Consider the following 20,486-nt stretch of genomic DNA (forward strand, 5'->3'; position numbering starts at 1 on the left):
ATCATGCCTGACCGATTAAGCCTTTCGCCGGTCCGCAGATGCCACCGCTCAGGCGCCTGCGGCACCGCGGATACCGAACCTGGCCCGGCGTGACGGATCCGCCGGGTCACCGGGCGATCCATGCCGCGAACCGCTCATCCTCGGCGTGGAGCAACTCGCCCTCGGCACCGGGCAGGGACGCCGGCGTCTCGCCGAGGTCGACCGCGATCGTCAGCACGGCGCCATCGCCAAGCCGCCAGCGCGCCATCACCGCCGCGTCGCCGGTCGCCTCCGCACCCAGCGATGTCGCGTCGTCGAGGTGCGGTGCGATATACGCCGCCCGCAGCGCGAGAAGATCGCGGTACAACGTCCGCCAGCGGTCGGCATCCGGCCCGGGCTGCGGACGCGATGCTTCGAAGGTCGCGGGAGCGTTGGGATCGGGAATGCGCGCACGTGCCGCCTCGTCGGCAAAAGCATCGAACTTGGCGAATTCCCTGCGCCGCCCTTCGCGCACCGCGTCGGCGAGATCGTCGTGGAAATCGGTGAAGAACAGGAACGGCGTCTCGCTCCCCTCCGGCTCTCCCATGAACAGCATGGGGATGTGCGGGCACAGCAGCAGCAACGCGGTCGCCGCGCGGAGCTTGGCGGCATCCGTCAGCCGGATCAGCCGATCGCCCATCGCGCGATTGCCGACCTGGTCGTGGTTCTGCAGGAACGACACGAACCGCGTCGGCGACAGATGCGCGCTCGGCGTGCCACGCGGCTTGCCGTCGTGATTCGCCGATCCTTCGCCCTGATAGATGAACCCTTCGGCGAGACAACGCGCCAAACGCGCCGCGGGCCGGTCGGCGAAATCCGCGTAATAGGCGCTGGTTTCGCCGGTCAGCAGCACATGGAGCACGTTGTGGAAATCGTCGTTCCACTGCGCATCGAACGCGCCCTCGCGCAGGCGGTCGGCGTCGTTTCGCTCGTTTTCGAGCACCAGATGGACGTGACGGTCGGGAAGTGCAGCCCGGATTTCGCGCGCCATCGCGTCGAGGAAGGCGTCGTTGGCGATGGCGTGCACCGCGTCGAAGCGCAGCCCGTCGACGCGATAGTCGTCGAGCCACATCAGGGCATTGTCGACGAAGAAGCGACGCACCGCCGGCTGGTCGACCGCGACCGCGCCGCCCCAGGGGGTGTGTACGTGGGCGTCGAAAAACGCCTTTGCGTAGGCGTTCAGGTAATTTCCATCAGGGCCGAAGTGGTTGTAGACGACGTCGAGGAACACCGACAGGCCGTGGCCGTGCGCTGCATCGACGAGCGCCCGGAGGTCGTCGGGCGTGCCGTAGCTTTCGGCGACGGCATAGGGCAGCACGCCGTCATAGCCCCAGTTGCGCTGTCCCCCGAACGCGTTGACCGGCATCAGCTCGATCGCGGTGATGCCGAGCGCCGCCCAGTCGGCGAGCTGCGCCATGACGCCGCGAAAGCCGCCGAGCGTTCCCGCATGCACTTCGAGCAGCACCGTTTGCGCCCACGGCCGACCGCGCCAGTCGGCATGCCGCCATGCGTAGGCGGGGTCGATAACCAGGCTCCAGCCATGGACGCCGTCCGCCTGCGCGCGCGACGCCGGGTCAGGGACGGCGGTGTCCGCGTCCAGCCGGAAGCGATAGCGGCTGCCCGCCGGCGCGCACGCCTCCGCCGCGAACCAGCCGGCATCCAGTCGCGTCATCGCCACGGTATCGCCGCCGTCGATCTCCAGCGTCACCGTATCGCGGTCGGGCGCCCAGAGCGCAAAGCGCGTGCGATCGCCGCCCAGCGGCTGGGGTCCCCATCTCACGCCTCCAGCGCTCCCGTCCAGGTCAGCAGCACCGCCCCCTGCGGCGCGACCTCATAGTCGTCGCCGATCGCGACCTCGCCCTGCTTGGGCTTCGCGCTGTCGATCAGGACGATCCGTGTCGCATGGGGTGGCGGCAGGCGGAAGGTGAGCGGCTCGGCCGATCCGTTGACCAACAGCGACACCGCCTCCAGCTCGCCCGCGTCGTTGCGGGTCGCGCGGCGCATCATCAGCGCCCGCCCATCGGGATTGTCCCAATCTTCCGGGGTGAGTTGCTGCCCGCGCTCGTCCCACCATTCGATGTCGTTGATGCCGTGGCCCGGCGAATCCTGTCCGTACAGGAAGGTCGCGGCACGCAGCACGGGGTAGCGGCGGCGCAATTCGGTCAGCCGCGCGACATAATCGATCTGGCGCTGCCCCTCCTCGGACGCGGCGGCGTCCCAGTCGAGCCAGCTGATCGCATTGTCCTGGCAATAGGCATTGTTGTTGCCCTGCTGCGTGCGGCCGAATTCGTCGCCCGCGACCAGCATCGGCGTGCCGAGCGAGGCGAGCAGCGTCGTTAGCATCGACCGCATCACGCGCCCGCGCGCATCGTTGATCGCGGGATCGTCGGTGGGCCCTTCCGCGCCCCAGTTGCGCGAATAATTTTCCGAATGGCCGTCGCGATTGTCTTCCTTGTTCGCCTCGTTGTGCCGCTCTTCGTACATGACGGTGTCCGCGAGCGTGTAGCCGTCGTGCGCGGCGAGCATGTTGATGCTCGCCCATGGCCGCCGCGCGCGCCGGTCGAACAGGTCGCCCGATCCCGACAATCGTGCCGCCAGGTCGCCGCGCTGACCCGGATCGCCGCGCCAGAAGCGGCGCACCGTGTCGCGATATTTGTCGTTCCATTCGGCGAAGCCGGGCGGGAAGTTGCCGAGCTGGTAACCGCCCGGCCCGACATCCCAGGGCTCGCCCATCAATTTGAGGCGGCCGAGCACCGGATCCTGCCGCACCACGTCGAAAAAGGCGGCGCCGGGGTCGAAGCCGTCATCCTCGCGCCCCAGAGTCAGCCCCAGGTCGAAACGGAAACCGTCGATCCCGAAGCTCGTCGCCCAGTAGCGCAGCGAATCCGCGACCATCTGGATGACGCGCGCCTTGCTGAGGTTGAGCGTATTGCCCGTGCCGGTGTCGTTGATCGCATAGCGCGGCTGATCCTTGACCAGCCGGTAATAGCTCGCATTGTCCAGCCCGCGCCACGACAGCGTCGGGCCCTTCTCGCTGCCCTCGCACGTGTGGTTGTAGACGACGTCGAGGATAACTTCGATTCCCGCCTTGTGCAGGCGGTGGACCGCACGGCGCAGCTCGTCCTGATGGTCCGACGCCATATAGGCCTGCTCGGGCGCAAAGAAACCGAGCGTGTTGTAGCCCCAGTAGTTCTTCAGCCCCTTTTCCTGCAGGAACCGGTCCTGGGTAAAGGCGTGGATCGGCATCAGCTCCAGCGCGGTGACGCCGATCCGCTTCAGATGCGCGATCACCGCGGGATGGCCGAGCGCGGCGTATGTGCCGCGTTCGCGTGCGGGGACCAGCTCCATCAGCTTGGTCAGCCCCTTGACGTGCGCCTCGTAGATCACCGTTTCCGACCAAGGCGTGTTGGGCCGCCGGTCGCGCGACCAGTCCCAATGATCGTCGACGACGACCGCCTTGGGCATCGCGGGCGCGCTGTCGCGCTTGTCGAAGGACAGATCCTCCTTCGCATGGCCGACCTTGTAGCCGTGGAGCGCGTCGGTCCACCGGATCTGCCCGGCGAGCTTGCGCGCATAGGGGTCGAGCAGCAGCTTGTTCGGGTTGAACCGATGCCCTTCCTCCGGCGCGTAGCGGCCGTGCGCGCGATAGCCGTAGAGCAGGCCCGGCTCCGCATCCGGCAGGTAACCGTGGAACACTTCGTCGGTACATTCGGGCAAGGCGATCCGTCCGACCTCGCGCTTGCCCGACGGGTCGAACAGGCAGAGCTCGATGGCGTCGGCGTTGGCGGAAAAGACCGCGAAATTGACGCCCAGCCCGTCGAAGGTCGCGCCAAGCGGGTAGGGCGAGCCCGGCTCGAGCCGGTTCGGCAAGGATTGCACCGTCGATTGACCCCTTCTGATTATGCCGCCCTAACGCAGGTGCAGCATGGAGGGTCCCGCCCGCTTGATCGAGATCAGCGCGGTGGTTTGCTGAGGAATCGCGATCCGACCGCGCAGAAGCGCCATGGCGTCTCTACGCCGACGCTGATCCCGATCCGGCGCCCGGCGTGGAGCGTGGGCGCATCGCCGCCCGCAAGCAGCGCGAAGGGCGGCCGGTCGAGTGGCGCGCCGTCCAGCGCCTTGTCGATGCCGAGCGCCTGGCACAGCCGCCCAGGCCCGGCGCAGAGCAGGCGCGGATCGTCGAGGCCGCGCCGCGCGACCATATGGTCGATACCGTGGACGGGCTCGATCGCGCGGATCAGCACCGCGCTGCCCGGGCGGCACACGACGTTGAGACACCAGTGTAGCCCGTAGCTGCGATAGACATAGGCACGGCCCGCCGGCCCGAACATCGCCGCGTTGCGCGGCGTGGGGCCGCGAAAGCTGTGCGCTGCGGGGTCGTCGGCGGCATAGGCTTCCGTCTCGACGATCCGCCCGCCGACCCCGTCGACCAACAGCGTCGCGCCGACGAGCGCGCGGGCGACGGTTTCGACGTCGCGATCGAAGAAGGCGGAGGGCAGGACCGTCATGGTTGTGCAGCCTGCCCGTTTCCGGCAGGCCGTGCCACGATGTCGATCACGTCGATCGGGTCAGCGCGGCGCGGGCTTCGCCGCCGCGGCGCGGCTGCCATAGGCGATGCGGCGCAGCAACGTTTCGGCCGGGCCCATCGGATGATGCGCGAGCCACTGGCGGCAGAAGATCGCCGAAACGATCCAGATGCCCCCTGCGATCAGCCACAATTGCGCGAGCGTGAAGGCGCCGACGAGCCCGAAACCGTAGAACAGGATCGAGCCGAGGATCGCCTGCAGGCAATAGACGCTGAGCGTCATCCGGCCGAGCGCGCGCAGCGTCACCGCCTCGCCCAGCGCGCCGCTGCGGAACAGCAGGGCGATCGCGCCGACATGGCCGAGCGTGACGAGCAGGCGCGCGGGCTGGAACAGCCCTTCCGATATCGCCCACAGCGCAGGGCTGGCAACGGGCAGGCTCATGTCGAGTCCGCTGCGCGCGAGCAGCGCGACGTGGAAGCCGCGCAGCGCCAGACCGCCGCCATAGCCGAGTACGGCCATAACCACATAAGTGCGCGTCTGCGCCTGCCCCGTCAGGATGCCCGCGCGGAACAGCGCCATGCCGACCAGCATGAACGCGAGGCTTTCGGCGACGTCGACCCAGCCGGTGACGGTCAGGTTCTCGGTCGTCCAATAGCCTTCGCTCCAGTGGAGCAGCGAGCGGACATGGGTGCGCTGCGCGATCTTGTCCGCGATCATCGCCGGCGTCGGATGCAGCCGCATCTGTTCGTCCACCGCCACCTTTACCGCAGCGCGCTGTTCGGTATCGAGCGCGTGGCCCTCCGTCGCCATCACCGCGGCGACGCGCCCCTGCTGCAGCTGCTGCGCCTGCTCGCGCGTCCAGTATCCGTCGCTCGCGCTCAGCCCCGCGATCAGCAGCAGCGCGGCGGCGATCAGCACGCGCGGTCGCGCGGTGCGAAAGGCGAGCAGGAACAGCCCGGTCACACCGTAATTCCACAGGATCTCGCCCGGCCACAGGAAGACCAGCCACAAGGCCGTGCCGAACCCCATCAGCGCCAGGCAGCGGCGGGTCCACACGTCGAGCGGCGCCGCGCCGCCGTCGGACCCCTCCGCGCGGCGCAGCATCAGCAGCATGCCCGCGCCGAACAGCAGCGTGAACAGGCCGCGCATCGCGCCCTGCACGAACAGCGTCTGCGCGCCCCACGTCATCCATTCGATGTTCCACGCCGCGGGGAAATGCCGGATCGGAAATTCGGTGATGCCGCCCATCGAATAGATGTTCATGAGCAGGATGCCGCAGATCGCGACCCCGCGCAGCACGTCGAGCGTATGGATGCGATCCGCCCCGGCGGCCGTCCCCGTCACCGGGCGCGGCGCGGACGGCGTCGATGCGGTCACCGGCGGCAGGGCGGGGAGCGCGTGGTAATCGGCACGTGGCGGCACGTGATGGATCCTCGACGACATGGCCCCCCGGCGATCGTCATGTGCGCCGCTGACCCCGGTCGGACAACGTTTAAATCCCCGGGTCACTGTATCGATTCGGGAAGCGGCTTACCGCGCCGGCGATCCGTGCATCGCGCCGTATTGTTCAGTTGCGGGCCAGCCGGCCTTGTGTATCCTTCTTTACGTGGGGTGGGCTCTGTGGGCCAGATTCGGCGCGATCGCAGCGCTGGCCGGAAGCGTTCCGGCGGCGGCGCAGCAATTCGCCCCGACGCCGCCGATGCCGGCGACGATCACCGAAGCCGCCGCGCTGGCGCAGGACGGCGCCGCGGTCGCCAATCACATCGGCGTTCCCGAGGACGAGGCCGCGCAGCAGCTGCGCCTGCAGCAGGATAGCGTCGCCACCACCGATGCGCTCGCGACCCGCTTTGCCGGGCGGCTGGCGGGAATAGCGCTGCGGCATCGACCGTCGTTCGGTATCGTCGTGCGCCTGACCGGTGACGAGCCCGTCGCCGACGAAAGCGCGATGATCGATGGTGCGGCGGTGCCCGTCGTCTTCGTCACCGGCGCCGCCGCGCGCCATGTCGAACTGGTGCAGGCGATCACCGCCTATCAGGCGGCGATCCGCGCCAGCCTGTTGATCCCGCCGGGGCTCGGCGTCGACCAGCGCACCGGCGAACTGGTCGCGGTCGTGTCCACCCGCGATGTCGCACGCTAGGGCGCGGACAGCCTGCGCGACCGACTCGCCGCGTTGACCCACGTGCCTGTGCGGCTACGCGTCGTCGACCAGCCGACGCTCGACATGGGCGGCATGATCGCGGGCGGATCGCGCGTCGTCGGCAGCGTGGCGGGCGATCCGCATCTGTATATGTGCACCGCGGGCTTCGTCGTCGGCGACGGGATGCGCACGGGCCTCGCCACCGCGGCGCATTGCCCCGACACGCTCAGCACGCGCGACGCCGATGGCGTCGAGACCGCCTTGCCCTTCGTCGGGCAATGGGGCTGGGGCAACCAGGACGTGCAGATCAACGCCAGCCCGGTGGCGCTCGCGCCCGTCTTCTTCGCGGACAGCGCACGCACGATCAGCCGCCCGGTCACCGCCGCGCGCCCGCGGGCCGGCATGCGCGCGGGCGACGTCGTGTGCCACCGCGGCGAGCGAACGGGGTATAGCTGCGCCGAGGTCGAACTCACCGACTTCGCGCCGGCGGGCGATCTGTGCGGCGGCGCGTGCCTGCCGACCTGGACGACGGTCGCCGGCCCGACGTGCAAGGGCGGCGACAGCGGCAGCCCGGTGTTCCTGGGGACCACCGCCTACGGCATCCTGAAGGGCGGCAGCTATCGCGCGAACGGCAGCTGCGCTTTCTATTTCTATATGTCGACGGACTATCTGCCGACCGGCTGGCACCTGCTGACCGCAGCGCAGGATACGGCGGCCGTCACGGGGGCGGACGACCCGGCGATCCCGGCGCCCTAAGGCGCAGAGCCGCGCGGCCTAGCTGCGCACCAGGGCGATGCCGAGGAACAGCATGCCGGCCATCGCGACGCCGAGGCACAGGATCGCGACGAGGATCACGCGGCGAACGGTCGGGCGGTCATCCATGGCGATCCTGCCCGGCAAATATGGATAGTGGGGGTTGTGGTGCCCGGGGACGGATTCGAACCGCCGACACTGCGATTTTCAGTCGCATGCTCTACCAACTGAGCTACCCGGGCTTGCCGAACCGCGTTCGGAAGCGCGGCCTTTAGTGGGCGGTTTCGCCGCTGTCCAGTCCGTCCCCGGCATTTTCCCGCACCGGAATGCGATAACCCTCGCCCAGCCATTGCAGCAGGTCGCGATCCTTGCACCCGCGCGAGCAGAAGGGCGCGAAGGCGGGGTCGGCGGGCTTGTCGCAGATGGGGCAGGTGGCGGGCATCAGGCACGGTCCAGTTCGGGGGCAAAGCCGGTGCGGCGGGAAAGCGCCGCGATCCATTCGGGTTCCGCCATCAGCCGGTCGTGGATGGCGGCGGCCAGGCGATGGCGGCGAGGGCCGCCGACGGGTTCGCGCTCCAGCCGGCGCAATGTGGCGCGCGCCGCCGCGCCGACCGGATCGGCGCGCAGGATTTCGGGCAGCGAGGGGCGCGGCCGTGGCCGTACGATCTGCAGAAAGCCGAAACCGTTGACCGCGGTGCGCTCGAACGGTTGCGGCAAGGCGGCGTCGATCGCATCCGCCACCGCCTGCCGCGCCGCCTTGCCCGACAAGGTGGGAAAATCGATGCCGATCGACCCGCCGATGCCATGGCGGCGGATCGCCTGCGCCACCGCGGTCGCCGCGGCGGTCGCCAGCGGCTCGAGCGGCGGCGGGCCATCGACGTCGAACAAGGTCATCGCCGGGGTGGGCGACAGGCGCAAATTGCCGAGTGCGAAGGCGATCTCGCCGCCCGTCGCTTCCTCCAGCACCTCGGACCATCCCGCCGCCTCCAGCGCATCGGGTTCGTGTGCGTGTAGGGTGCGAACCGGGATGCCAGTGGCGGCGAGCCGGGCGTGCAGGTCGGGGCCTTCCGCGGGATCGGCATCGGTCGCGATGGCGCGCGGGGGCTTGGGGCGGCCGGCCTCGGGGATCGCCTCGCGCACGATCTCGACGCTCAGCGACGCGCCCTGCGTAACGCCCGCGGGAACGCGCGCGATCACCGCCTCGCGTCCGCCGATGTCGAGCCGCCCCGCTTTGCCGGGCAGCGCCTCGACCAGCTTCGCGCGCACGACCGCGCCGAGGCGAAGGGGATCGGGCAGGGCGACAATCGCCTCGACGATCCGGCCGTCGATGACGAGAGCGGCGCGATCCTCGCCGATACCGGCCTCGTGCAGCCAGCCGGCGGCGGGGTCAGCCAAGTGCGACGCCGGCGGCGAGCAGCAGCGCGCGCGTCTCGAACAGCGGCAGGCCGATCACGCCGGAATGGCTGCCCTGCAGGAAGCGGACGAACGCCTCCGCGCGACCCTGGATGGCATAGCCGCCCGCCTTGCCCAGTCCTTCGCCGCTGGCGACATAGGCGTCGATCTCGGCGGCGGACAAGGGCTTGAACGCGACGATCGTGTCGGCGAGCCGCGTGCGCACCGTCCCCGCCGCATCGACGACGCAGATCGCGGACAGCGCATGGTGGCGGCGGCCCGAAAGCAGGCGAAGCAGGGCGCGCTGGATTGCCTCGTCCTCTGCGGGCGGCAGGATGCGCCGGCCGAGCGCGATGGTCGTGTCGCCGGCGATCACCACCTCGCCGGGCGCGCGCGCCACCGCTGCGGCCTTTTCGACCGCAAGGCGCAGCGCGTAGGCGCGGGGCAGTTCGCGCAGGCGCGGGCTTTCGTCGATCGCGGGCGCGGCGATGCGCGCAGGCACGACGCCGATCCGCGCGAGCAGATCGCGTCGGCGCGGCGAGGAGGAGGCGAGGACCAGCGTCGGCGGCGACGCAGGGCCCGGTTGCGGCGCGCTCACGAGCGGCGCCCGCGAACATGCGCCGGCATGACCTGGATCAGGACGGGCCGGGGCCGCCGCGGCCGGGCATGAAGCGATAGGTGATGCGACCCTTGGTCAGGTCGTAGGGGGTCAGTTCGACCAGCACCTCGTCGCCGACCAGCACGCGGATGCGGTTCTTGCGCATCTTGCCGGCGGTGTGACCCAGAATCTCGTGATCGTTTTCCAGCTGGACGCGGAACATCGCGTTGGGGAGCAATTCCACCACGCGACCGCGCATCTCAAGCAGTTCTTCCTTGGCCAAACAAAACCTCTGTCGAAAATGTACGGGGGCGCCCTTAGCGCGAAGGGCGCAAAAAGGGAAGGCGGGGGGCGACCCATCGGCCGTGCGCCACGGGTCAGCGCCTTTGTCCACCCTCCAAGCGATATGGGGCGAGCGGTTTCGCGCCGCAAGCGTCAGTCGAGCATCTCGCGGATGCGATGGCACAGCATGTCGATCTCGAACGGCTTGGAAATCAGGGCCATGCCCTCGTCGAGGAAGTCGCCCAGCACCATCGCCTGTTCGGCATAGCCGCTGACGAACAGCACCTTCAGTCCCGGTCGCCTGGCCCGGACCAGGTCGGCGAGGTCGCGTCCGTTGATGCCTGGCAGGCCGACGTCGGTGATGAGCAGGTCGACGCGCGCCATCGCGTCCAGCCGGGCCAGCGCCTCACGCCCGTCGGCGGCCTGCGCGACGGTATAGCCGAGATCGCCGAGCAAGTCCGACACCAGCATGCGCACCGCCGGATCGTCCTCGACCAGCAACACGCATTCGCCCGGTTGCGCCGCCCGTCGCGGCGCGCCGGCGGGCGCCGCCGCCGTCACGGCGACGAGCGCGCGCGGCAGCAGCAGTTCGATCGTCGTGCCGCATCCGGGCTGAGTTTCGATGCGGACATGACCACCGGTCTGGCGCACGAAGCCGTAGATCATCGACAGGCCAAGGCCGGTGCCGACGCCGATCGGCTTGGTGGTGAAGAAGGGGTCGAACGCGCGCGAGACGACGTCGGGCGCCATGCCGGTGCCTGTATCGACCATTGCGATCCGCGCATAGTCGCCGGGTTCCAGACCATCGTCTCCGCCCGGCGCGATCGTCCTGTTGCCGGTCACGATCGACAACCGGCCGCCGCCGGGCATCGCGTCGCGCGCGTTGATCGCGAGGTTGAGCAGCGCGCTTTCCAGCTGGTTGTGATCAGTAAGCGCAGGCCACGCATCGTCCGCCAGCGCGAATTCGAGCGAGACATTCTCGCCCACCGTGCGCAGCAGCAGCTCCTTCATGCCGATCGCCAGCGCATTGACGTCGGTCGCACGTACGTCGAGCGGCTGGCGGCGGGAAAAGGCGAGCAGGCGCTGTGTCAGCCCCGCCGCACGCTGCGCCGAGGTGGTGGCGGCGTCGATGTAGCGTGCGACGCGCGCATCGCTAGGATCACCCAGCCGGCGGGCGAGCAGGTCGAGGCTGCCGATGATGCCGGTCAACATATTGTTGAAATCGTGCGCGATCCCGCCGGTGAGCTGGCCGACCGCCTCCATCTTCTGTGCCTGGCGCAGCTGCGCCTCCGTCTCGCGCAGCCGCGCTTCCGCCGCCTTGGCATCGGTGACGTGGCGGCCGATCGCGAACACCTCGTCGGGGCCTGGCGCGGCGACCCACTGAATCCAGCGATAGCCGCCGTCCTTGTGGCGGAAGCGGTTCTCGAAGCTCGGCAACGTGCCGGCTTGCGCCGTCTCGAATGCCGCCTGCGTCGCGGCGAGGTCGTCGGCATGGGTCAGGTCTGTGGCATACAGGCCGACGACGTCCTCGGGCGCATAGCCCAGCACCGTCTGCCACGCCGGGTTGATCCGGCGATAAATGCCGTCCGGCGACAGCACGACCATCAGATCGGGCGACGTGTTCCACATCCGGTCGCGCTCGGCGGTCCGCTCCTCGACCTGCCGCTCCAGCGTCTCGTTAAGCGCCGTCAGTGCCGCCTGGCTCTCGGCCAGCGCACGGTCGGCGAGCACGCGCGCCGTCGTCTCATTGGTGAAAATGAACAGCCCGGCGATCTCGCCGCGGTCGTCCAGGATGCGCGAATAGGAAAAGGACCACCAGGTGTCCGCCGCCCCGCGATCGGTGTCGAGCTTCCACGGCAGATCGGTGAAACGCATGCTGCGCCCGGCGAAGGCGTCGTCGATGATCGGTTTCGCCTGATCCCAGGCGTCCGCCCACACTTCGGTGAACGGCGCGCCCATCGCCCATTCGACGCGCGGACCCAGCAACGGGCAATAGGTTTCGTTGAAGAAGAAATGCAGCGCGTCGCGGCCCCAGGACAGGATCATCGATTCGGGCGAGTTGAGCACCAGCCCCAGCGCGTTCTTGAGCCCGATCGGCCAGCCCGCCGGTTCGCCCAAAGGATGGTCCCGCCAGTCGCGCGTCAGGATCAGCCGCGTCGCCCGCCCGCCGCCGTGGAGGAAACCAAGTTCGGGGGGCAGCACGGGGTCGTCAGCGGGCGCGGGATCGGGCGGGGTGTCGATCATCGTCGCCTTCCTTACGCACGGATTCCGGCGGGCGGAAGCGCTACAATCCCTCGCCGCCCACCCAGTGCGCGTTGGACAGCTTGCGCGCGACGCTCCACGTCTGGGTGCGGATGTCGGGCACCGCGACGATCTCCCAGAAGGCGCCGCGCGTCATCGGGCCGAGCGCGTAGAGCCAGTCGTTCGGCCGTCCGTCCGCCGCGATCGTCCGCGCCGCCTCGTCGACGTCGATCCCCAGATGCGCCGCGTCGGCGCGGATCGTGCCGCGTTCCGCCAGCCGGCGCAGCAACGGCTCGGTCGTGCGCGCCAGGTCGCCCTGCGGCCCGGTGCAATTGACGATTCTCTGCACCACCATGGTCTGCGCAGCATCGTCCCCGCGCGCGCGCCAGGTCACCGCAACGCCGCCGGCGGTTTGGGCAAAGCCCAGCGTCTTGCCCGCAATGACATCCAGCCGCCCCGCACCACGCATCGCCTGCAGCCGCGCGTAGACCTCGGGCGCGAGGCGGTGGCGGTGGACGTCCCACCACGGGCGCAGGTGGCGCAGGAAGCGCGCGCGCTCCCTCTCGCTCGCATTCGCCCACATGCCTTGCGTGAATGGGCGCAACTCGTCGACCGCCTGCCGCCAGCCGACCGTTTCGCTCTTTGCGCGGACGCGCGCGAGCAGGTCCGAGGCGACCGTCGCCGGCCGTTCACGGATGCGGTCCGGGTTGGGCGCGGGCGGCGCGTGCTCGCGCGGCACCAGCCCGCGGCGCGACAGGGCAATGATCCGCCCGCGAAACCCGCGTGCATCCAGCGTCAGCGCGACGTCGATCATCGTCAGTCCGGTACCGATCACCAGCACGACATCGTCGTTGGCGAGCCCGTCGGCCATGTCCGCCGCCCAGGGATCGTTGCGGTACAGGCCCGGCGACAGCGCGTCGGCGTCGAGCCCCGGCGGGTCGTGCGGCGGCAGGTTGCCGACCGCGAGCACCGCGGCGTCCGCGCCGATCCGGCTGCCATTGTCAAGGCACAGGCACGCGCCATCGCCCTGTTCGACGACGTCGCAGACGTCGCCGCGGATCACCGTCAGCCGCTCGCCCGCCCGCGCCCGCGCGGCGTCCAGCAGATCGCGCAGGTAGGCGCCATAGGTGACGCGCGGGACGAAGACGCCCGCGGCATCGCCGATCCCGCGATCCGCCAGCCAGCGGACGAAATGGTCGGGCTCGTCGGGAAAGGCGCTCATGTTGCCGGCGCGCACGTTGAGCACGTGGCTGGGATGCGCGGCGCCATAGGCGATGCCGAGGCCAGGCACGGGCGCGCGCTCGACCAGGGTGGCGCGGGGGCCATCGTGACGCAGCAGGTTGATCGCCTGCAAGGTGCCCGAAAAGCCCGCGCCGACGATTGCGACGTGGCGGATCATGCGGTGCGTCTACTCAGATTTCGTAGGAGAGGCAGCCCCTCGCCGCGCTTTCGGCTTCGGCCGCGACATGCGCGCGTCCCTGCATGCGCGCGTGCAGCCGGCGCACCGTGCCGCTGCCCGTCGTCGTGAACAGCGCGGGGACGATGCCGTGGATCATGCAGGCGAGTCCGCCCGCGACCATCGTGCCGCCAAAGCGCAGCGCGGTCGCGGCATGAGCAAGGTAGCTTTCGCCGACATGGCGCGGATGCGCGGCAAAGGTGGCGTCGAGCAGGCGAGGCAGGCGTGGCATCGTCGGTAACCTCCCGGAGTATGCAGCCTATCGCGATGTCCCCGGCGGCGGCAAGCCGCCGACGCGGCGTTGCGGCGCGCCCGTCGTCTCCTGCGCACTGCTGGCCGCGATCACCATGGCACCGAACGGCGGGTCGGACGTAGTCGCCGCATGGCCAAGCTGTTCACTCCCATCACCGTCGGCGCACGCACGTTCGCCAATCGCATCGTCATTGCCCCGATGTGCCAATATTCCGCCGAAGACGGGCGGATGACCGACTGGCACACGATCCACCTCGGGCATCTGGCGCTGTCCGGTGCGGCGCTGCTGACGATCGAGGCGACCGCGGTCGTGCCGGAAGGGCGGATCACCTATGGCGACGTCGGCCTGTGGGACGAGGATACGGAAAGCGCGATGGCGCGTGTGCTGGAAAGCGTGCGGCGTCATTCCGACATGCCGATCGCGCTCCAACTCGCGCATGCCGGGCGCAAGGCGTCGACCGAAGTACCGTGGAAGGGCGGCGCGCAGATCGCCCCCGACGCGCCCGGCGGGTGGCAGACCGAGGCACCATCCGCGCTTTCGTTCAGCGCGGACGATGCTGTCCCGACCGCCCTCGATACGGCCCGCATGGCGGAGATCCGCGACGCCTTCGCCGCTAGCGCGACCCGCGCCGCGCGTCTCGGCATCGACGTCGTGCAGATCCATGCCGCGCACGGCTATCTGCTCCACCAGTTCCTCTCCCCGCTCGCGAACACGCGTGGCGATGGTTATGGCGGCAGCCTCGACAATCGCATGCGCTTTCCGCTCGAGGTGTTCGACGCGGTGCGTGCCGCTTTTCCGGCCGATCGGCCGGTGACGGTGCGGGTATCGGGCACCGACTGGGTCGAGGGCGGCTGGGACAGCGCGCAGACGATCGCCTTCGCCCGCGCGCTGGAGGCGCGGGGCTGCGCGGGCATCCACGTGTCGAGCGGCGGGCTGGACCCGCGGCAGGAGATTCCGGTCGGTCCGGGGTATCAGGTGCCGCTTGCCCGCGCGGTGAAGCAGGCGGTGTCCATTCCCGTCGTCGCGGTCGGGCTGATCACCGATTACGACCAGGCGGAAGCGATCGTGGGCACCGGCGATGCCGACATGATCGCGCTCGCTCGCACCATCCTCTACGACCCGCGCTGGCCATGGCACGCCGCCGCGCACCTCGGCGCGCGCGTCAAGGCGCCCGACCAGTACCTCCGCTCGCAGCCGCGCCAGTATCGGCATCTGTTCGACGTCGACGGCAGCGCGGAAGGCTGAGTCGTGCGAAAAGCCCCTCCCCTGAAGGGGAGGGCCTGTTGTCACGTTACCCCAATCCCTCGACCATTTCCGCCAGCTCTAGCCAGCGCATCTCGGCGGCGTCCTTTTCGTCGCGAAGCGCCGCGATCTCCTTGCCCAGCCGGTCGAACGCCGCGGGATCGCGCGCGTACAGGCCGGGATCGCCCATCGTTGCCTCGTTCTTCGCGATGATCCGGTCGATCTCCTCGATCCGCTTGGGCAGGAGGTCGTAGTCGCGCTGGTCCTTGTAGCTCAGTTTGGTGCGCGCTTGCGGGGGCGGGGGCGGCGCGACCTCCGCCTTTGCCTTCCGCGGTTCCGCCTTGGGCTTGCGCTTGCGCTCCCAATCCTCGTAGCCGCCGGCAACGACGTCGACCGTCCCCGATCCGTCGAGGCCCAGCGTCACCGTCACCGTGCGGTCCAGGAAATCGCGATCGTGGCTGACGATCAGCACGGTCCCGTCGTAATCGGCGATCACCTCCTGCAACAGGTCGAGCGTTTCGAGATCGAGGTCGTTGGTCGGCTCGTCGAGGACGAGCAGGTTCGACCGCCGCGCGAATTCGCGCGCGAGCAGCAGCCGCGATCGCTCGCCGCCCGACAATGTCCCGACCTTCGCCTCGGCAAGGCTCGGATCGAACAGGAATTCCTTGAGATAGCCGTGGACGTGCTTGCGCACGCCGAGCACGTCGATCCAGTCGCCGCCGTCGGCGAGCACGTCGCGCACCGTCTTTTCGGGCGCCATCAGGCTGCGCTGCTGGTCGATGACGACGCCGTCCAGCGTCTTGGCGAGCTTGACGGTGCCGCTGTCGGGCTGAAGCTCGCCGGTCAACATGCGCAGCAGCGTCGTTTTGCCCGCGCCGTTATGCCCGACGATGCCGATCCGGTCGCCGCGCGTGACACGCAGGTTTAGGTCGCGGATGACGGTGCGCGGGCCATAGCCCTTGGTGACGTGCAGCGCGTCGATCACCACCTTCGTCTTGGCATCGTCCGATCCGGTGACGAGGTTCGCGGCACCCTGCGGCCCGATCATCGCGGCGCGGTTCGCCCGCATCTCCTTGAGCTTGGCGAGACGCCCCTGGTTGCGGCGGCGGCGGCCGGTGACGCCGCGCTGTAGCCAATGCTCCTCGATTTTCAGCTTGGCATCGAGCTTTTCCGCGGCGCGCTGTTCTTCGGCATAGACGGCCTCCGTCCACGCCTCGAACCCGCCGAAGCCGACCTCGTTGCGGCGCATCTGGCCGCGGTCGAGCCACAATGTCTGCTTCGTCAGGCGGGTCAGGAAGGTGCGGTCGTGGCTGATGACGACGAACGCGCCGCGCCAGCGGTTCAGCCAATCCTCCAGCCATTCGATCGCGGCGATGTCGAGGTGGTTGGTGGGCTCGTCGAGCAGCAGCACGTCGGGGTCCTGCGCCAGCGCACGCACGATCGCGGCGCGGCGCCGTTCGCCGCCGCTCGCGGTCGTCGATTCGCGCGACAGGTCGATGCCCAGCTGGTCGGCGATCGCATCCGCCGCGTGCCGCTCCGGCGCATTGTGGCCGCCCAGCACGTAATCGGCGAGCGTCGGGCAGCGCGTCAGGTCGGGTTCCTGCTCCAGGATGACGACGCGCGTGCCGGGCACGACGGTGCGGCGCCCCTCGTCGCTGTCGATCGTGCCGGCGAGCAGCTTGAGCAACGTCGTCTTGCCCGCGCCGTTGCGCCCGATCAGCGCCAGCCGGTCGCGCGCGCCGACGTGGATGTCGAGATGGCGGAACAGCCAGCCCGACCCCTGGATGAGGCCGAGGTCTTCGTAGGAAAGGATGGGGGCAGCCATAGGCGCCGGGCGGTAGGCGGTGCGGGCGAGGGGGGCAAGCGGGGGCTGCCGAAATCCTCCCCTGCATCTGCAGGGGAGGGGGACCGCCGCCGAAGGCGGTGGTGGAGGGGCAGCCAAAACAGAGCCAGCGCCCTTGGCTGCCCCTCCACCATTCGGCTGCGCCGAACGGTCCATCCTCCCCGCGAAGCGGGAAGGATGGAAAAAGCGAAACCAAAACCGCCGGCGACAATTCTTCCCCCGCCAGATGTCAATTCCGCCGAAGCTCTTCTGTCCCAAGCTGAACCTTGCCCCGCCCGGCCCATTCACAGGCTGTTCAATGCCATCCGCCTATGTCACCCCTCATGCCGATGCTTGTCCCCCTTCTTCTCCTCGCGGCGGCGCCCGCGGTCGCGCAGGCGCCCGACCCGCAGCGACGCAGCGATCAGGAGCGTGCGTATGACGCGCGCCGGCGCGGCGACCTGTTGCCCAACAAGGTGATCGAGGCGCGCGTCGTGCCGCAGATGAGGGGCTATGAGTATCTCGGTTTCGACCTCGACTTTTCGAGCGGCGTTTACACGCTGAAATTCCTGCGCGATGGCACCGTCGTGTGGGTCGACGTCGATGGCCGCACCGGCCAGATCATCGGCCGTACCGGCCGCTAAGACCGCCAGAGTCAGGAACAGGGGATCACATGCGCGTTCTGATCGTCGAGGACGAACCCAATCTCGGCCAGCAGCTGAAGAATACGCTGGAGGGCGCAGGCTATGCCATCGACCTCGCCACCGACGGCGAGGAAGGGCATTTCCTGGGCTCGACCGAAAGCTATGACGCGATCGTGCTCGACCTCGGCCTGCCGGAGATCGACGGGCTGACCGTGCTCGATCGCTGGCGCAAGGAAGGCAAGACGACGCCCGTGCTCGTCCTCACCGCGCGCGACAGCTGGTCGGACAAGGTCGCCGGGCTCGACGCGGGCGCGGACGACTACGTCGCCAAGCCGTTCCAGACCGAGGAGCTGATCGCCCGCCTGCGGGCGTTGATCCGCCGGGCGAGCGGCAATGCGTCGAGCGAGCTGACGGCGGGCGACGTCCGCCTCGACACCCGCTCGGGCAAGGTGACTAAGGCGGGCGAGGCGGTGAAGCTGACCGCGCAGGAATACAAACTGCTCAGCTACCTGCTCCACCACAAGGGCAAGGTGGTCAGCCGCACCGAGCTGATCGAGCATATCTACGACCAGGATTTCGATCGCGATTCGAACACGATCGAGGTGTTCGTGACCCGCATCCGCAAGAAGCTGGGCCAAGATGTCATCACCACGATCCGCGGGCTCGGCTACAGCCTCGAAGACCCGGACGCCTGACGGCCACACGATGACCGATACCCCGCCGCTCGCCGAATCGCCGCCGCGTCGCCGCGCGCGGACGACGGGATCGTTGTCGCGGCGCATGATCCTGATCGCCACGGTGTGGATCGGCGTGCTGCTGCTCGGCGGCGGCTATGCGCTGGACAAGGTGCTGCGCGATGCGGTGACGCGCAATTTTGACGACAACCTCAGCTATGTCATGCGCTCGCTGCTGGTGTCGGCCTATATCGATCCGGACGGCGAGGTGGCGTTCAGCCGCAACGCGACCGCGGACCAGCGTTTCCTCGAACCCAATTCGGGGCTCTACTGGCAGATTTCCGCCCCCGGCCGCCCGGTGACGGAGGCGTTCCCGTCGCGCTCCTTGTGGGATCGCCGCCTGGCGTTCGGCGCCGCGCACGACGATCGCACCATCCACACCTACGACAGCACGCAGTTCCCCGACGAGAAACTGCGCGTCGTCGAACGCGATGCGCAGTTGCCCGGATCCAGCGTCCACTGGCGGTTCCAGGTCGCGCAGAGCCGCGACGGGCTCGACGCACAGATCGCGGCGCTGCGCCGGACGTTGGTGCGCAGCTTCCTGCTGCTCGGCGTCGGGCTGATCGCGCTGGCTGCGCTCCAGACCTTCTATGGGCTGTGGCCGCTGCGCCGCGTGCGCGAGGAGATCGCGCGGATGCGCGCCGGCCAGTCGAGCCGCGTATCGAGCGCGATGCCGATCGAGGTCGCGCCGATGGTCGAGGAACTCAATGCGCTGATCGAACATAACGAACGGCAGGCGGAGGAGGCGCGGCGGCATGCCGGCAACCTGGCGCATGCGCTGAAGACGCCGCTGACCGTCATCATGAACGCCGCGACCGCGCATGCCGACGACCTGGCCGACACGGTGATCCGCGAGGCGCGCACGATGCGGCGTCAGGTCGACCATCACCTCGCCCGCGCCCGCGCGGTCGGGCGCCGCGGTTCGGCACACAGCCGCGCCGACGTCTGGCCAAGCCTCGAATCGGTCGAACGCGCGGTCGGCCGACTCTATCGCCACGTCCGCATCGACGTAACGGGGCCGAAGGACCTTCAGGTCCACGTCGAGCGACAGGACCTCGACGAAATGCTCGGCAACCTCATCGAGAATGCTGCGAAATATGGCGGGGGCAGCGTCTTCGTCACCGTCGCGGCGCAGGCGAGCTTCGTCGAATTGATGATCGAGGACGACGGCGCCGGCATCCCAGAGGAGGATCGCGTGCGCATCTTCGATCGCGGCGTGCGGCTCGACACGGGCAAGCCGGGCACCGGCCTCGGCCTCGCGATTGTGCGCGACGTCGCTGAAATCTACGGCGGCACCGTCAGCCTCGAGGAGAGCGAGGACCTGGGCGGCCTGCTCGTGCGGTTGCGGCTGCCCGCCGCCAGCTGACGACGGCGGTCAGGCCGCGGCGCGCACCGTGTCGTGCATCACCTGCGCGGTGATCGACAGGCTGCGCTTGCGCGCCTCGTGGTCGTAGATCGCGCTCGTCACCATGATCTCGTCGACCCCTGTGCGTTCGATAAAGGCCGCGGTCTGCCGCGCGACCGTCGCGGGCGAACCGACCGCCGAACATTGCAGCACATGGTCGAGGATCGCGGACCCTTGCGGTCCGAGGCTGGCGCGATAGCCCGCGACGGGCGGTGGCAGCTGGCGCGGATTGCCGGTGCGCAGCGCGACGAACGACTGCTGCTGCGAACTGGCGAGCAGTTCGGCCTCTGCGTCGGTGTCCGCGGCAAAGACGTTGAACCCCGCCATCGCATAGGGCCTGGCCAGCTGCGCCGAGGGGCGGAAATCGCGGCGGTAGATCGCCAGCGCCTGGTCGAGCGCATCGGGGGCGAAGTGCGAGGCGAAGGCGTAGGGCAACCCTAGCGCGGCGGCGAGTTGCGCGCCGAACGTGCTGGAGCCGAGAATCCACAGCGGCACGTTCGCGCCCGCGCCGGGCGTTGCGGCGATCCCGGTCTGGCCGTCATCGGCGAAATAGCTCTGTAGTTCCAAGACATCCTGCGGGAAGGCGTTGGGATCGCTCTCCAGCGTCCGCCGCAATGCGCGCGCGACGCGCTGGTCGCTGCCCGGCGCGCGGCCGAGGCCCAGGTCGATGCGCCCCGGGAACAGCGCGTCGAGCGTGCCGAACTGTTCCGCGATCACCAACGGCGCATGATTGGGCAGCATGATGCCGCCCGCCCCGACGCGGATCGTGCGCGTCGCCGCGGCGACATGCGCGATGACGACTGCGGTCGCTGCACTGGCAATGCCGCGCATGCCATGATGCTCCGCCACCCAATAGCGGTTGAAGCCGAGCGATTCGGCATGGCGCGCGAGATCGGCGGCGTTGGCCAGCGATTGGGAAACGGTGCCGCCTTCGACGAGGGGCACCAGATCGAGCAGGGCGAAACGGGTCATGCCACCAAGAT

General features: G+C 69.3%; 19 protein-coding genes and 1 tRNA gene. 6 read left to right on the forward strand and 14 right to left on the reverse strand.

The genetic code is table 11. The features are described from left to right. Positions 1–106 precede the first annotated feature (106 nt). The 4 genes from treZ to DM480_RS09555 all read right to left on the reverse strand — a co-directional run bounded on the left by treZ (position 107) and on the right by DM480_RS09555 (position 5,966). On the reverse strand, positions 107–1,798 hold the full coding sequence (gene treZ / locus DM480_RS09540; protein ID WP_115378610.1) for a malto-oligosyltrehalose trehalohydrolase: 1,692 nt from the start codon (positions 1,796–1,798) through the stop codon (positions 107–109). Next, positions 1,795–3,897, reverse strand: a complete 2,103-nt coding sequence (gene glgX / locus DM480_RS09545) for a glycogen debranching protein GlgX (RefSeq protein WP_115378611.1) — start codon at positions 3,895–3,897, stop codon at positions 1,795–1,797. Before glgX ends, treZ begins: the two co-directional genes overlap by 4 nt. Positions 3,898–3,971: 74 nt before the next feature. Then, positions 3,972–4,526: a DNA-3-methyladenine glycosylase gene (locus DM480_RS09550; RefSeq protein ID WP_115378612.1), complete on the reverse strand. Its 555-nt coding sequence runs from the start codon at positions 4,524–4,526 to the stop codon at positions 3,972–3,974. 60 nt (positions 4,527–4,586) lie between these two features. Next, positions 4,587–5,966 carry a DUF418 domain-containing protein gene (locus DM480_RS09555; protein ID WP_125471493.1) on the reverse strand — a complete coding sequence of 460 codons (1,380 nt, stop codon included), beginning with the start codon at positions 5,964–5,966 and terminating at the stop codon, positions 4,587–4,589. A 184-nt stretch (positions 5,967–6,150) separates the two neighbouring features. Between DM480_RS09555 and DM480_RS09560 the strand changes: the two genes are divergently transcribed. Together DM480_RS09560 and DM480_RS09565 are read left to right on the forward strand one after the other, a co-directional pair. Then, entirely contained in the window at positions 6,151–6,681 is a 531-nt protein-coding gene (locus tag DM480_RS09560) for a hypothetical protein (protein WP_115378614.1), read from the forward strand. A gap of 33 nt (positions 6,682–6,714) precedes the next feature. Then, positions 6,715–7,437 (forward strand): hypothetical protein, encoded by a 723-nt coding sequence (locus tag DM480_RS09565; RefSeq protein ID WP_125471495.1) that lies wholly within the window; start codon positions 6,715–6,717, stop codon positions 7,435–7,437. 163 nt (positions 7,438–7,600) lie between these two features. Here the strand turns inward: DM480_RS09565 and DM480_RS09570 are convergent. The 8 genes from DM480_RS09570 to DM480_RS09605 form a co-directional block, all read right to left on the reverse strand. Further along, positions 7,601–7,676: transfer RNA gene (locus tag DM480_RS09570), tRNA-Phe, on the reverse strand. Positions 7,677–7,705: 29 nt separating this feature from the next. Further along, entirely contained in the window at positions 7,706–7,876 is a 171-nt protein-coding gene (locus tag DM480_RS09575; protein ID WP_115378616.1) for a DNA gyrase inhibitor YacG, read from the reverse strand. Continuing rightward, positions 7,876–8,829, reverse strand: coding sequence for a ribonuclease (locus DM480_RS09580; protein WP_115378617.1), 954 nt, complete (start codon positions 8,827–8,829; stop codon positions 7,876–7,878). The genes DM480_RS09575 and DM480_RS09580 overlap by 1 nt, the downstream gene beginning before the upstream one ends. Then, complete coding sequence (locus tag DM480_RS09585) at positions 8,822–9,424, reverse strand: Maf family protein (RefSeq protein WP_198665788.1); 603 nt, start codon at positions 9,422–9,424, stop codon at positions 8,822–8,824. Before DM480_RS09585 ends, DM480_RS09580 begins: the two co-directional genes overlap by 8 nt. Positions 9,425–9,461: 37 nt before the next feature. Beyond that, positions 9,462–9,707 carry a translation initiation factor IF-1 gene (gene infA, locus DM480_RS09590; protein WP_055844981.1) on the reverse strand — a complete coding sequence of 82 codons (246 nt, stop codon included), beginning with the start codon at positions 9,705–9,707 and terminating at the stop codon, positions 9,462–9,464. Between the two features lie 152 nt (positions 9,708–9,859). Then, the gene (locus tag DM480_RS09595) at positions 9,860–11,950 is read right to left on the reverse strand and encodes a response regulator (protein ID WP_198665789.1); all 2,091 of its coding nucleotides are present in this window, start codon (positions 11,948–11,950) and stop codon (positions 9,860–9,862) included. A 40-nt stretch (positions 11,951–11,990) separates the two neighbouring features. Continuing rightward, entirely contained in the window at positions 11,991–13,346 is a 1,356-nt protein-coding gene (locus tag DM480_RS09600) for an FAD/NAD(P)-binding protein (RefSeq protein ID WP_115378618.1), read from the reverse strand. 13 nt (positions 13,347–13,359) lie between these two features. Next, on the reverse strand, positions 13,360–13,635 hold the full coding sequence (locus tag DM480_RS09605) for a DUF6356 family protein (protein ID WP_115378619.1): 276 nt from the start codon (positions 13,633–13,635) through the stop codon (positions 13,360–13,362). A gap of 150 nt (positions 13,636–13,785) precedes the next feature. Here DM480_RS09605 and DM480_RS09610 point away from each other — a divergent pair, with 150 nt between their 5' ends. Beyond that, positions 13,786–14,901, forward strand: a complete 1,116-nt coding sequence (locus DM480_RS09610) for an NADH:flavin oxidoreductase/NADH oxidase (RefSeq protein WP_115378620.1) — start codon at positions 13,786–13,788, stop codon at positions 14,899–14,901. 46 nt (positions 14,902–14,947) lie between these two features. On the opposite strand, the gene DM480_RS09615 is transcribed toward DM480_RS09610, so the two are convergent. Beyond that, complete coding sequence (locus DM480_RS09615; protein ID WP_115378621.1) at positions 14,948–16,723, reverse strand: ABC-F family ATP-binding cassette domain-containing protein; 1,776 nt, start codon at positions 16,721–16,723, stop codon at positions 14,948–14,950. A gap of 341 nt (positions 16,724–17,064) precedes the next feature. On the opposite strand from DM480_RS09615, the gene DM480_RS09620 reads away from it, so the two are divergent. Genes DM480_RS09620 through DM480_RS09630 form a run of 3 tightly spaced genes read left to right on the forward strand, consistent with a single transcriptional unit; the run spans position 17,065 to position 19,464 of the window. After that, positions 17,065–17,364: a PepSY domain-containing protein gene (locus DM480_RS09620; protein ID WP_232833940.1), complete on the forward strand. Its 300-nt coding sequence runs from the start codon at positions 17,065–17,067 to the stop codon at positions 17,362–17,364. A gap of 29 nt (positions 17,365–17,393) precedes the next feature. After that, positions 17,394–18,059 carry a response regulator transcription factor gene (locus tag DM480_RS09625; RefSeq protein WP_115378623.1) on the forward strand — a complete coding sequence of 222 codons (666 nt, stop codon included), beginning with the start codon at positions 17,394–17,396 and terminating at the stop codon, positions 18,057–18,059. 10 nt (positions 18,060–18,069) lie between these two features. Then, the gene (locus DM480_RS09630; protein WP_115378624.1) at positions 18,070–19,464 is read left to right on the forward strand and encodes a sensor histidine kinase; all 1,395 of its coding nucleotides are present in this window, start codon (positions 18,070–18,072) and stop codon (positions 19,462–19,464) included. A gap of 9 nt (positions 19,465–19,473) precedes the next feature. On the opposite strand, the gene DM480_RS09635 is transcribed toward DM480_RS09630, so the two are convergent. After that, complete coding sequence (locus tag DM480_RS09635; RefSeq protein ID WP_115378625.1) at positions 19,474–20,475, reverse strand: LLM class flavin-dependent oxidoreductase; 1,002 nt, start codon at positions 20,473–20,475, stop codon at positions 19,474–19,476. Positions 20,476–20,486: the final 11 nt, after the last annotated feature.

The sequence above is a fragment of the Sphingomonas sp. FARSPH genome, assembly GCF_003355005.1.
Taxonomy (GTDB): domain Bacteria; phylum Pseudomonadota; class Alphaproteobacteria; order Sphingomonadales; family Sphingomonadaceae; genus Sphingomonas.